Genomic DNA, 11,725 nt, shown 5'->3' on the forward strand with positions numbered 1-11,725 from the left:
CAGGCTTTCCTCCGGGCTTCCCTTCGGTCTTGCGTTTCCGACTCTATCAGATCTTTTCTCGATCCGATTTCCTCGGTGCTTTCCAGGTTCCCGCTTTTGTCTCGCGGTTTCCTTTCCGGCGGGTCCGACTTTATCAGAGGTTCTGGACCGGTCTGACCGGCCAGTAGTTTTCCGATTCGTCGGGGGGCTTCTGCGGAATCAGAGTTCCGAGCTGCCGCATAGATTCTCACTGCTGCCGACCGGACCACATCCAGTTCCAGGCAACTGTTCGAATCTACCTCCTCGCGCACTCCGTGTCAACGGCTCTTGCGGGGCGAAGAGGAGACTAGCAGCTCTGCAAGCCGCTTCGCACATCAGGCGGCCGTGGGCACCGTGGCGCTGCGCTCGGTTGCCTCGACGTCCCCTGTGGCTCCGGCGCGGACAGCCCTGCCGCCGAGGACATGGACGTACGCGATGAAGGCCAGTTCGGCGGCGATGCCGATGGTGATGCGGGCCCAGGTGGGCAGGTCCGAAGGGGTGACGAAGCCTTCGATCGCGCCGGAGACGAAGAGGACAAGGGCCAAGCCGATGGCCATGCCGACCGCGGCTCGGCCCTCTTCGGCGAGGGCGGTGCGGCGGGAGCGGGGGCCCGGGTCGATGACGGTCCAGCCGAGGCGGAGTCCGGTGCCGGCGGCGACGAAGACCGCGGTCAGTTCGAGCAGCCCGTGCGGGAGGACCAGGCCGAGGAAGGTGTCGAGCCGGCCCACCGAGGACATGAGGCCGGCGCCGATGCCGAGGTTGAGCATGTTCTGGAAGAGGATCCAGAGCACCGGGAGGCCCAGGAAGACTCCCAGGACCAGGCACATCGCGGCGGCCTGGGCGTTGTTCGTCCACACCTGGGCGGCGAAAGAGGCGGCCGGGTGGCTCGAGTAGTACGTCTCGTACTGACCGCCTGGGCGGGTGAGTTCCCGCAGCTCGTCGGGGGCCGCTATGGAGGACTGTACTTCCGGATGGGTGCCGATCCACCAGCCCAGGAGGGCGGCGACGGCGGTGGAGAGGAGTGCGGTGGGGATCCACCAGCGGCGCGAGCGGTGGACCGCGGCGGGGAAGTCCTCGGTGAGGAAGCGGGTGACATCGCGCCAGGATGCGTGGCGGGTTCCGGTGACGGCGCTGCGCGCGCGTGCCACGAGCCGGCTGAGCCGGCCGATGAGCTGGGGCTCGGGGGCGCTGGACTGGATCAGTGAGAGATGGGTGGCGGTGCGCTGGTAGAGGGTGACGAGTTCGTCGGTCTCGGCGCCGGTGAGGCTGCGTCGGCGGCGCAGGAGGGCGTCGAGGCGGTCCCATTCGGCTCGGTGGGCGGAGACGAAGACGTCGAGGTCCATCGGTGTGCCTGCTCCTCGGCTTTCGTCGGCTGCCGGTGGCGTGGATCAGCTTGTCGTACTGCGGCGCGATGTGCCCTCAGCTTGGCAGACTGGCTGTTTTAGGGGCAGGTCGGGGAAGGGGTGACGGGCGTGAGTGAGCTGGTGACGGGTGAGGCGGTGGCGCTGGAGCTGCAGCCCGCCAGGCTGCCCAGCAGGGCGCTGGCCACGTTGCTGGACCTGGTGGTGGTCTTGGTCGCCTATGTGGTCGTGAGTGTCGCTCTGCTGTTGGCGACGGCTTCCCTGGACGAGGCGGCGCAGACTGCTGTCTCGATCGCCACGTTCCTCTTGGTTCTGGTGGGTGGGCCGATCGCCGTGGAGACCCTCAGTCATGGGCGGTCGCTGGGGAAGATGGCGTGCGGGTTGCGGGTGGTGCGGGACGACGGCGGGCCGATCCGGTTCCGGCATGCGCTGGTGCGGGGCGCGCTCGGGGTGGTGGAGATCGTGCTGACGTTCGGGGTGGTGGCCTGTGTCGCCTCGCTCGTGTCGGCGCGGGGACGTCGGCTCGGGGATGTCTTCGCCGGAACCCTGGTCGTGCGGGAACGGGTGCCGGTGGCGCGGAGCGCTTTCGTGCCGCCTCCTCCGCCCTCGCTGGCGGGGCGGTTCCAGGAGCTTGATCTGTCCGCGGTGCCGGACGGGCTGTGGTTGGCGATCCGCCAGTACCTGGGGCGGATGAACCAGCTGGATCCGCAGGTGGGCTGGGCCATGGCGGGGCGGCTGGCTGGTGATCTCGCGGAGCGGACGGGAGCTCCGGTGCCGCCGGGGGTGCCGTCTGCCGCGTATCTGGCCGCGGTGGTGCAGGAGCGGCAGGTCCGGGAGGCTCGGCGGGCCTTCGGGGACAGTCCGACTGCGGGTGGTCCGACGGCTGGTGGGGCGGTGGTCGGTGTGGTGGGTGCCTTCGGCTCGCCGTCTTCGTACGGGCCGCAGTCGCCGCTCGGTTCCTCGGCGCCGTCTGAGTCGCCGGTGGCCGCGGAGGGGTCGGAGGGTGTGGGGGGCGAGGGTCGGAGCACTGGTTTCGTGCCGCCTGTGTAGGGCTGGGCGGGGCGCCTTCAGGTGAACGTGGACGGGGGTGATTCGAGGTCCTCGAGTTCGATGCCGGGGGCTGAGAGGACCACGTCGCCGGCGATGTGCACGGCGTGCTGCTCGCCGGTGTCCAGGGCTGTGACCTGGTATTCGTCCACGGTCAGGGGGGCGTTGTCAGTGGCGTGTGTTTCTCTCTTCACCAGGGCCCAGGACTGGTCGACGGTGCGTGGGGCGAGGACCGGGTCGGTGAAGGCGACAAGGCGTACGCGGGTGGCCGCGGAGGAGGGGGTGAGGCGCAGGAGGCGGGTGGTGGCGACGAGGAAGGCGGGGGAGCTTCCGGTGAAGGCGTGTGCACGGACGTTGCCTTCGGTGGCGTGGGTGCCGGTGGGGTCGGTGCGGACCCAGGTGACGCCGTCCAGGGCGGCGCCGCGGACCTGCCAGCTGCTCGCGTGGAGTTCGAGGCGGAGGGGGCGGCCGAGGTCGTCGAGGGTGAGGTCGACGGAGCCGGTGTGATCGCCGGTGGGGGTGGTCAGCTGGGAGACGTAGCGCCAGCCGGAGGGGCCGGGGGCGCAGTGGAAGTGCTCGTGAGCGAGGGGGGTGTGATCGTGCGGATCGTGGAGCGAATATCGGCCGCGGGGCATGGGGGTCCTGGGGTGTGACGGGCTGGTCGGGCGCCGCGGCGGTCCGGCCGAGGGGCCGAAGGGGCAGGCCCCCGACACGGGGGTGCGGGGGCCTGCTCTGAGGTGCTGCTGCGGCTGCGGGCTCAGGAGCTCGCGGCCGGGTCAGTAGCGGTAGTGGTCCGGCTTGTAGGGGCCCTCGACCTCGACGCCGATGTAGGCGGCCTGCTCCGGGCGGAGGGTCGTCAGCTTGACGCCGAGCGAGTCCAGGTGGAGGCGGGCGACCTTCTCGTCCAGGTGCTTGGGCAGCGTGTACACGCCCACCGGGTACTCGTCGGGCTTGGTGAACAGCTCGATCTGGGCCAGCGTCTGGTCCGCGAAGGAGTTGGACATCACGAACGACGGGTGGCCGGTGGCGTTGCCGAGGTTCAGCAGGCGGCCCTCGGAGAGGACGATGATCACCTTGCCGTCGGGGAAGGTCCAGGTGTGGACCTGCGGCTTGACCTCGTCCTTGACGATGCCGGGGATCTTCGCGAGGCCGGCCATGTCGATCTCGTTGTCGAAGTGGCCGATGTTGCCGACGATGGCCTGGTGCTTCATCTTGGCCATGTCGGAGGCCATGATGATGTCCTTGTTGCCGGTCGTGGTGATGAAGATGTCGGCCTTGTCGACGACCTCGTCGAGGGTCGTGACCTGGTAGCCGTCCATCGCGGCCTGGAGGGCGCAGATGGGGTCGATCTCGGTGACGATGACGCGGGCGCCCTGGCCGCGCAGGGATTCGGCGCAGCCCTTGCCGACGTCGCCGTAGCCGCAGACGACGGCGGTCTTGCCGCCGATGAGGACGTCGGTGGCGCGGTTGATGCCGTCGATGAGGGAGTGGCGGCAGCCGTACTTGTTGTCGAACTTCGACTTGGTGACGGCGTCGTTGACGTTGATCGCCGGGAAGAGGAGGGCGCCGTCGCGCTGCATCTCGTAGAGGCGGTGGACGCCGGTGGTGGTCTCCTCGGTGACGCCGCGGATCTCCGAGGCGAGCTGGGTCCACTTCTGGGAGCCCTCGGTGATGGTGCGGTTGAGGAGCTCGAGGATGACGCGGTGTTCCTCGTTCTCGGCGGTGTCGACGGAGGGGACCTCGCCGGCCTTCTCGTACTCGACGCCCTTGTGGACGAGGAGGGTGGCGTCACCGCCGTCGTCGAGGATCATGTTCGGGCCGCCGGTGGGGCTGTCCGGCCAGGTCAGGGCCTGCTCGGTGCACCACCAGTACTCCTCCAGGGTCTCGCCCTTCCAGGCGAAGACCGGGACGCCCTGGGGGTCGTCCACCGTGCCGTTCGGACCGACGGCGATGGCGGCGGCCGCGTGGTCCTGGGTGGAGAAGATGTTGCAGGAGGCCCAGCGGACCTGGGCGCCGAGAGCGACCAGGGTCTCGATGAGGACGGCGGTCTGCACAGTCATGTGCAGGGAGCCGGTGACGCGGGCGCCGGCGAGAGGCTGGGCCTCGGCGTATTCCTTGCGGATCGCCATGAGACCGGGCATCTCGTGCTCGGCGAGGGTGATCTCCTTGCGGCCGAACGCGGCCAGGGAGAGGTCGGCGACCTTGAAGTCCTGTCGGTTGTCGACAGTCGTCATGGTGAGCTGCTCCTCGGGGTTGGGTCGAGGTGTGGGTACGGCTGGTCTGCGCGGCGGCGGACACAGGGGTGCCCGAAGAGGACACAGGCATGCCCGCGTGCGCGCAGCGCAGTCCGTCGGAGGCCCTCTCTCCCTCGGTCGGTCCGCAGGGGGACCGCCCGACCGCCATCAGCAGCGACGTCTGGCTCCGTTCCAAGCTACACCGGAGGCGGCGGGCAGCCCCAGTCCGCCTGCGAACAGATCACGCCGATCACGGATCGTGAGGGCGGGAAGCGAACAGGGCCCGCCGTGGTGGGGGCGGGCCCTGTCGGGAGGTGGGAAAGGGTCAGTGCTCCGCCGGGTGTTGGGCGGGGCCGCCCGGGGTGGCCTCGGGGTCGGGGCCCTTGGCGGCCTCTGCCTCGCTGTAGATGTCGGGTTCGAGGTAGATGACGCGGGCGATGGGGACGGCCTGGCGGATGCGGGCCTCGGCGGCGTTGATGGCGGTGGCGACCTCGGTGGCGGTGTCGTCGTGCTGGACGGCGATCTTGGCTGCGACGAGGAGTTCCTCGGGGCCGAGGTGCAGGGTGCGCATGTGGATGATGCCGGTGACGGTGTCGCCGTCGACGATGGCGGCCTCGATCTTCTGGACTTCTTCGATGCCGGCGGCCTCGCCGAGGAGGAGGGACTTGGTCTCGGCGGCGAGGACGAGGGCGATCAGGACGAGGAGGATGCCGATGCAGACGGTGCCGATGCCGTCCCAGATGCCGTCGCCGGTGAGGAGGGCGAGGCCGACGCCGCCGAGGGCGAGGATCAGGCCGATGAGGGCGCCGAAGTCCTCGAGGAGGACGACGGGCAGTTCGGGTGCCTTGGCGCGGCGGATGAACTGGGACCAGGACAGGGTGCCGCGCAGGTCGTTGGACTCCTTGATGGCGGTGCGGAAGGAGAAGCCCTCGGCGATGATCGCGAAGACGAGGACGCCGACCGGCCAGTACCAGTGTTCCAGTTCGTGCGGGTGCTTGATCTTCTCGTAGCCCTCGTAGATGGCGAACATGCCGCCGACCGAGAAGAGGACGATGGAGACGAGGAAGGCGTAGATGTAGCGCTCGCGGCCGTAGCCGAAGGGGTGCTGGGGGGTGGCGTCGCGCTGGGCCTTCTTGCCGCCGACGAGGAGGAGGGCCTGGTTGCCGGAGTCGGCGAGCGAGTGCACGCCTTCGGCGAGCATCGACGACGAGCCGCTGAACGCGAACGCCACGAACTTCGATGCCGCGATCGCGAGGTTGGCGCCGAGTGCTGCCACGATCGCCCTGGTGCCGCCTGACGCGCTCATGTGTTCGCGTTGTCCCTTCGCCTTCGTATGTGCGGTTCGCCGTCCAGGCCTTTGCCTGTCCTTTGCCGGTGGGTCATTCTTGCAGCCCGTCGCGGCGACGACGCGTCAGGTATCCACAAGCCCGGTCAGACAATCACAGTGGCGCGGAAGAGGGTGCCCGTGCCGGACACTTCGGCCTTGTCGCCGGCCGGGACGAAGACCGACTGGCCGGGTGCCAGTTCGTGCTCCCCCGCCTGGACCGTCCCCGCCGTGCAGAGCAGGATCTGCGGGGTCGCGCTGGTGAGGTCGTGGGCGGTGCCGCCCTCCGGGAGGACGTACCGGGACAGGCGGAATTCGTCGATGGGGGTCTCGTAGACCTCTTCGCCGTCGGGTGACGCCTCCGGGCGCAGCACTCCTGGGTCGCCGGGTTCGAAGCGGACGATGCGCAGGAGTTCGGGGACGTCGACGTGCTTGGGGGTCAGGCCGCAGCGCAGGACGTTGTCGGAGTTGGCCATGATCTCGACGCCGAGGCCGCTGAGGTAGGCGTGCGGGATACCGGCGCCGAGGAAGAGGGCCTCGCCGGGCTGGAGCCGGACGTGGTTGAGGAGCATGGCGGCGATGACGCCGGGGTCGCCGGGGTAGTGGCGGGCGATGCCGGCGTAGGGGGCGTGGTCGCCGCCGAGGCGGTCGCAGGCGGCTGCCGCGGCGGTGACCGTGTGGGTCATGTCCTCGGGGTCGGCGGTGAGGATCGCGGTGAGGACCTCGCGCAGGGCCGCTTCCTCGGGGTGGGCGTGCAGGAGGTCGACGTAGGGCTTGAGGGAGTCGACCCCGAGGCCGTCGAGGAGGGCGGCGGCCTGGAGCGGGTGCCGGAAGCCGCACAGGCCGTCGAACTCGGTGAGGGCGCAGATGAGTTCGGGCTTGTGGTTGGCGTCCTTGTAGTTGCGGTGGGGGGCGTCGACGGGGATGCGGCGGCGCTCTTCGTCCTCGTAGCCCTCCTTGGCCTGGGCCAGGTCGGGGTGGACCTGGAGGGAGAGGGGGGCGCCGGCGGCGAGGAGTTTGAGGAGGAAGGGGAGGCGGGGGCCGAACTTGGCCACGGTGCGCTCGCCCAGTTCGCGCCGCGGGTCGGTGTCGATCACCTCGACGAGGGTGCCCCGTTCGGTGCGCGAGGGTGCGCCCGGGTGGGCGCCCATCCACATCTCCGCCTGCGGTTCGCCGGTGGGCTCGGTGCCGAGCAGGTGTGGGATGGCGGTGGGGGAACCCCAGGCGTAGGGGCGGATGGTGTTGTCGAGGCGGTCCATCGGGTCTCTGCCTGTCTTTCCGGCCGGCTGACTGAGTTGTCGGTATAGATCAAGCCTGTGAGGCGAGCGCCAGGTAAACGGCGGCGAAATCCGTGGTGGCGATCAGTTCGGCGAGGGTGACGAGTTCGTCGCCGTCGTCCGGTTCGAGTTCGCTGATCGGTGTGTCGTGGCTGAGGACCAGGTCGCGGGCGGCGGGGGCGGCGGTGAGGCCGCCGATGGGGCGGTCGCGCAGCAGGACCACGCGCGCGTGCAGGGCGGGGGGTTCCTCGACGCGGTCGCGGAAGAAGTCGTCCGGGTCGGCGCTGGCGGCGAGGGGGCCGGCGAGGAGGGCGCTGTGTTCGGCGAGGGCTTCGGGGAGTTCGGCGACGAGGGCGGGGCGGCCTGCGAGTTCGGCGAGGGCGGCGGCGAAGCGGCGGCCCGCGGGGCCGGCGGAGGTGCCCTCGGTCCAGATCACGGGGAGGGAGTCGGCGAGTTCGGCGGCCAGGGTCTTCGCCGGGTTGCTGTAGGTGGCGATGGCGGGGCCGCAGCGTTCGGCGACCTGGTCGAGGCGGTCGGCGACCTTTTCGAGCGCGTCGGCCGGGGCGGAGAGGAGGGCGATGCGGTCGAGGACGGCGAGGAGGGGCGTGAAGAGGGCCCACAGGACGCCGGGGGCGGACGCGGCGACGGGGGGTTGCTCGTCCTGTTCGTAAGGGGCGGTCGCGAGCGGTACGAAGAGGCCGTGCGCGCCGCTGGTGGCCTCGGTGAGGGGGGTGCGGGCGGGGGCTACGGCGACGACGGTGCAGCCTCGGCGGTAGGCCTGCTCGGCGAGGAGGGAGAGGCCGGGTTCGGTGCCGTCGGGGGTGGCGATGAGGAGGAGGTCCACGGAGCCGGTCCAGCCGGGGAGTTCCCAGCGCAGGGCGCCCGCGGCGGGGGCGACGCCGGTGGGGGCGAGGCGGATGACCGGGCAGGCGGCGCCGGCGAGGGTGCCGAGGAGGTCGGCGACGCAGGTGGCGGCGGCGCCGGGGCCCGCGATGAGGATCGCGCGCGGACGGCCGTCCGGTTTGAGGTCGTGGACGCCGGCTTCGGCGGCGTGCCGGGCGGCGGTGCGGACGCGGGCGCCCGCCTCGGCCGCGCCGCGCAGGAGAGCTCGGCGGTCGGCCTCGGCGAGGGCCTCCGGCGTGTCGAGCAGCGAGTCGTCGAGCATGGCGGGAGTCTCCGATCGCCGAGGGGGTCGTCGGGCTTGTGGTGCCTGGGTGGGTGGCGTCGTGGGGCGGGACCCGAGGCCCGTCTGCCCGAGGGCTTGGGGCCTGAACCCGTTCCGGCGGGCTGGTGCGTGGCGACTGACGTCCGGCGCAACGGGCCCGGTCGGTGGCCTTCCGGTCCTGCGACTCCCCTTCCCGTGCCCCGCGGCAGGTGGTCGCCCGGGGGTGGTGGGGCGGGCCCGGCTGTCGTGGCGGCCTGGGTCGTGGTTACGCGGGGCGGCGGGCCTCGTCGACGAGGAGGACGGGGATGCCGTCGCGGACGGGGTACGCCAGACCGCAGTCCTGGCCCGTGCAGATCAGCTCGGATTCCTGCTCCTTGAGGGGAGCGTGGCAGGCCGGGCAGGCGAGGATCTCCAGGAGGCCGGCTTCGAGCGGCATGGGGTGTGTCCCTTCAGGGTCGGCGGTCGTGGCTGGGGGGTGTGCGGATGTGCCTGGTCAGCGTACCGCTGGTGGGGTGGGGGTGGTGGGGGGTGCGGCAGGGGCGGCCCCGGGCGGGGCACACCCCTTGGGCCTGCGCGCGGATCTCACCCCCGGATGATCGCCAGGGCCTCGTCTCTGATCTTGGTCATGGTGGGTTCGTCCCGGGCTTCGGCGTTCAGCCGGAGCAGGGGTTCGGTGTTGGAGGGACGGACGTTGAACCACCAGTCGGGGGCGGAGACGGTGAGGCCGTCGAGTTCGTCCAGGGTGATGTCGGGGCGGTCGGCGTAGGCCGCGCGGATCGCCGCGATGCGGTCCGCCTGGTCGGTGACCGTGGAGTTGATCTCGCCGGAGCCGGTGTAGCGCTCGTATGCGGCCACCAGGGACGACAGGGGCGATTCCTGGCCGCCCAGCGCCGCGAGGACGTGGAGGGCGGCCAGCATGCCGGTGTCGGCGTTCCAGAAGTCCTTGAAGTAGTAGTGGGCGGAGTGTTCGCCGCCGAAGATCGCGCCGGAGCGGGCCATCTCCGCCTTGATGAAGGAGTGGCCGACCCGGGTGCGGACCGGGGTGCCGCCGTGCTCCTCGACCACTTCGGGGACGGTCCAGGAGGTGATCAGGTTGTGGATGATCGTGCCCTTGCCGCCGTGGCGGGCCAGTTCGCGGGCGGCGACCAGGGCGGTGATCGCGGAGGGGGAGACCGGGTCGCCCTGTTCGTCGACGACGAAGCAGCGGTCGGCGTCGCCGTCGAAGGCGAGGCCGAGGTCGGCGGACTCCTCGCGGACGCGTTTCTGCAGGTCCACGATGTTCGCCGGGTCGAGGGGGTTGGCCTCGTGGTGGGGGAAGGTGCCGTCCAGTTCGAAGTACATCGGGACGACGGTCAGGGGCAGGCCCTCGAACACCGTGGGCACGGTGTGGCCGCCCATGCCGTTGCCCGCGTCGACCACGACTTTCAGGGGGCGGATGGCGGTCAGGTCGACGAGTGAGCGCAGGTGCGCCGCGTAGTCCTTCAACGTGTCGGTCCGGGTGCGGGTTCCCGGTACGGCGGCGGCTTCGGGGGCGCCCGTCTCCGTCCAGCGCTCCACCAGTTCGCGGATCTCCGCCAGGCCCGTGTCCTGGCCGACGGGGGCCGCGCCGGCGCGGCACAGCTTGATGCCGTTGTACTGCGCCGGGTTGTGCGAGGCGGTGAACATGGCGCCGGGCAGGTTCAGGGCGCCCGAGGCGTAGTAGAGCTGGTCCGTGGAGCACAGGCCGATCTCGGTGACGTGCACACCGAGTGCCGCCGCGCCGCGCGCGAAGGCGCCGCTCAGGCCGGGTGAGGAGGGGCGCATGTCGTGGCCGACCACGATCGCCTCGGCGTCCGTCACCCGGGCGAAGGCCGCTCCGAACAGCTCGGCGAGGGACTCGTCCCACTGGTCCGGGACCACCCCGCGTACGTCGTACGCCTTCACGATCAGCGACAGATCAGCAGCCACGGGCAAACCTTCCTCAAGTCCTGTTCAGTCGCCACAAACTACCCGGAACGGTTCACCCCCTGCTGTGAGTCCGCCCGGTGGCCGCCCAGAAGCAGCCTTGCGCGCTAACCGGAGCCGGGCGGGAGCCGGGGGACGGCAGCGGCACACGTCAACGGGTGTGCGGTGAACCGTGGAGGAAGTGGGCTCAGTTGTCCGGGGAGCGCAGGACTCGCAGGTGGCCGCGGCGGGCGACCTCCATCGGGTCCGCGGCGCGTCCGCCGCCACCGGCCTGCGCCGCGCGTTCCTGCGGACGGGCCGCCTCGCGGACGGCGTTGGCAAGCGCTTCCAGGTCGTCCCCACTGGGCCGCGCGGGAGCCGAACCGTCGAGGAGGCGGACGACCTCCCAGCCGCGCGGGGCGGTGAGGCGCTCGGAGTGCTCGGCGCACAGGTCGTAGCAGTGGGGCTCGGCGTAGGTGGCGAGCGGGCCGAGGACCGCGGTCGAGTCGGCGTAGACGTACGTCAGCGTCGCGACGGCGGGTCGGCCGCAGGCGGTTCGCGAACAGCGACGTACAGGGCTCACGACGTTGGACGGTACCGCACTCTTGAGCGGGCCGCGACGACTCTCCACCAGGTCACTCCACCGTGTCGTGTTGTGAAACGCCCCACGCGCCTCTCCAGTCATACCCCGCTGACCTGCGCGAACACCAGTCATCAGCGGATGGAAGAGGAAGGTCCGCGGTCACCGGCCGGTACAAACAGGAGCAATTGCCATGAGGTCACCGGTCTCGGAGAGATACGAAATCGAGCCCAACCTTGGCTGGAATGGTCATCCTGCGACAGGGGGTGCGGGGCGGACGGGAGGGGCCGGGATGCCGCGTGGGGCCGGACGCCCGATCGCGGCGGGGTCTACGCTTCAGTAGTGATGGACAACCCCGTACCGCCCCGTGCCGCAGGCCCCGGGCCCCGTCGCCGCGATCGTCACGGCCGGGGCATGCGGGGACCGATCGCGCCCCCTCAGGTTCCGCTGGCCGCGAGCCGCGGCGAGGCGTTCGCCGATCTGGTGCAGGACTCCGTGGAGCGGCTGGAGCGGCGGTGGCCGCAGCTCGCCGAGATCGACTTCATGGTGCTCGAGGTGCCGCGGCCGGCCGCGGCCGGGGAGCCGTGGAACGACGAGGCGGTGCCGCTCGGCGGGACGGTTCCCGCGCGCGAGGGGCGGCGGGCGCGGGTGGTCGTCTACCGGCGGCCGGTCGAGATCCGCACCAAGGGGCGCGACGAACGGGCCGCGCTCGTGCACGAGGTGGTCGTGGAGCAGGTGGCGGAGTTGCTGGGGCTGACGCCGGAGACGGTGGATCCGCGCTACGGCGAGGACTGAC

11 protein-coding genes are annotated in these 11,725 nt (G+C 71.0%); 2 read left to right on the plus strand and 9 right to left on the minus strand.

The window, feature by feature from the left end; translation table 11 throughout:
• Positions 1-353 precede the first annotated feature (353 nt).
• Positions 354-1,361, minus strand: a complete 1,008-nt coding sequence (locus ACIBVL_RS21695; protein WP_399098890.1) for a stage II sporulation protein M — start codon at positions 1,359-1,361, stop codon at positions 354-356.
• 129 nt (positions 1,362-1,490) lie between these two features.
• Here ACIBVL_RS21695 and ACIBVL_RS21700 point away from each other — a divergent pair, with 129 nt between their 5' ends.
• Positions 1,491-2,429, plus strand: coding sequence for an RDD family protein (locus ACIBVL_RS21700; protein WP_399098891.1), 939 nt, complete (start codon positions 1,491-1,493; stop codon positions 2,427-2,429).
• A 17-nt stretch (positions 2,430-2,446) separates the two neighbouring features.
• On the opposite strand, the gene ACIBVL_RS21705 is transcribed toward ACIBVL_RS21700, so the two are convergent.
• The 8 genes from ACIBVL_RS21705 to ACIBVL_RS21740 all read right to left on the minus strand — a co-directional run bounded on the left by ACIBVL_RS21705 (position 2,447) and on the right by ACIBVL_RS21740 (position 10,980).
• On the minus strand, positions 2,447-3,061 hold the full coding sequence (locus tag ACIBVL_RS21705; RefSeq protein ID WP_399098892.1) for a hypothetical protein: 615 nt from the start codon (positions 3,059-3,061) through the stop codon (positions 2,447-2,449).
• Positions 3,062-3,202: 141 nt separating this feature from the next.
• Entirely contained in the window at positions 3,203-4,660 is a 1,458-nt protein-coding gene (gene ahcY / locus ACIBVL_RS21710) for an adenosylhomocysteinase (RefSeq protein ID WP_399098893.1), read from the minus strand.
• 325 nt (positions 4,661-4,985) lie between these two features.
• The gene (locus ACIBVL_RS21715; protein WP_399098894.1) at positions 4,986-5,966 is read right to left on the minus strand and encodes a cation diffusion facilitator family transporter; all 981 of its coding nucleotides are present in this window, start codon (positions 5,964-5,966) and stop codon (positions 4,986-4,988) included.
• Between the two features lie 125 nt (positions 5,967-6,091).
• The gene (gene manA / locus ACIBVL_RS21720) at positions 6,092-7,243 is read right to left on the minus strand and encodes a mannose-6-phosphate isomerase, class I (RefSeq protein ID WP_399098895.1); all 1,152 of its coding nucleotides are present in this window, start codon (positions 7,241-7,243) and stop codon (positions 6,092-6,094) included.
• 49 nt (positions 7,244-7,292) lie between these two features.
• A complete protein-coding gene (locus ACIBVL_RS21725; protein WP_399098896.1) occupies positions 7,293-8,426 on the minus strand; it encodes an SIS domain-containing protein in 1,134 nt (377 codons plus the stop codon).
• Between the two features lie 265 nt (positions 8,427-8,691).
• Positions 8,692-8,862 carry a Trm112 family protein gene (locus tag ACIBVL_RS21730; protein WP_079054586.1) on the minus strand — a complete coding sequence of 57 codons (171 nt, stop codon included), beginning with the start codon at positions 8,860-8,862 and terminating at the stop codon, positions 8,692-8,694.
• A 146-nt stretch (positions 8,863-9,008) separates the two neighbouring features.
• A complete protein-coding gene (locus tag ACIBVL_RS21735) occupies positions 9,009-10,373 on the minus strand; it encodes a phosphomannomutase/phosphoglucomutase (protein WP_399098897.1) in 1,365 nt (454 codons plus the stop codon).
• A 184-nt stretch (positions 10,374-10,557) separates the two neighbouring features.
• Positions 10,558-10,980: a DUF3499 domain-containing protein gene (locus tag ACIBVL_RS21740; protein WP_053760356.1), complete on the minus strand. Its 423-nt coding sequence runs from the start codon at positions 10,978-10,980 to the stop codon at positions 10,558-10,560.
• Positions 10,981-11,274: 294 nt separating this feature from the next.
• Between ACIBVL_RS21740 and ACIBVL_RS21745 the strand changes: the two genes are divergently transcribed.
• Positions 11,275-11,724, plus strand: coding sequence for a metallopeptidase family protein (locus ACIBVL_RS21745; RefSeq protein WP_399099473.1), 450 nt, complete (start codon positions 11,275-11,277; stop codon positions 11,722-11,724).
• Position 11,725: the final 1 nt, after the last annotated feature.

Source organism: Streptomyces sp. NPDC049687 (assembly GCF_044465285.1).
Classification (GTDB): Bacteria; Actinomycetota; Actinomycetes; order Streptomycetales; family Streptomycetaceae; genus Streptomyces.

Coding starts and splice junctions, on each gene's coding strand:
- ACIBVL_RS21745 (WP_399099473.1), top strand. CDS start 11,275: ATGGACAACCCCGTACCGCCCCGTGCCGCAGGCCCCGGGCCCCGTCGC.
- ahcY (WP_399098893.1), bottom strand. CDS start 4,660: ATGACGACTGTCGACAACCGACAGGACTTCAAGGTCGCCGACCTCTCC.
- ACIBVL_RS21695 (WP_399098890.1), bottom strand. CDS start 1,361: ATGGACCTCGACGTCTTCGTCTCCGCCCACCGAGCCGAATGGGACCGC.
- ACIBVL_RS21730 (WP_079054586.1), bottom strand. CDS start 8,862: ATGCCGCTCGAAGCCGGCCTCCTGGAGATCCTCGCCTGCCCGGCCTGC.
- manA (WP_399098895.1), bottom strand. CDS start 7,243: ATGGACCGCCTCGACAACACCATCCGCCCCTACGCCTGGGGTTCCCCC.
- ACIBVL_RS21715 (WP_399098894.1), bottom strand. CDS start 5,966: ATGAGCGCGTCAGGCGGCACCAGGGCGATCGTGGCAGCACTCGGCGCC.
- ACIBVL_RS21705 (WP_399098892.1), bottom strand. CDS start 3,061: ATGCCCCGCGGCCGATATTCGCTCCACGATCCGCACGATCACACCCCC.
- ACIBVL_RS21725 (WP_399098896.1), bottom strand. CDS start 8,426: ATGCTCGACGACTCGCTGCTCGACACGCCGGAGGCCCTCGCCGAGGCC.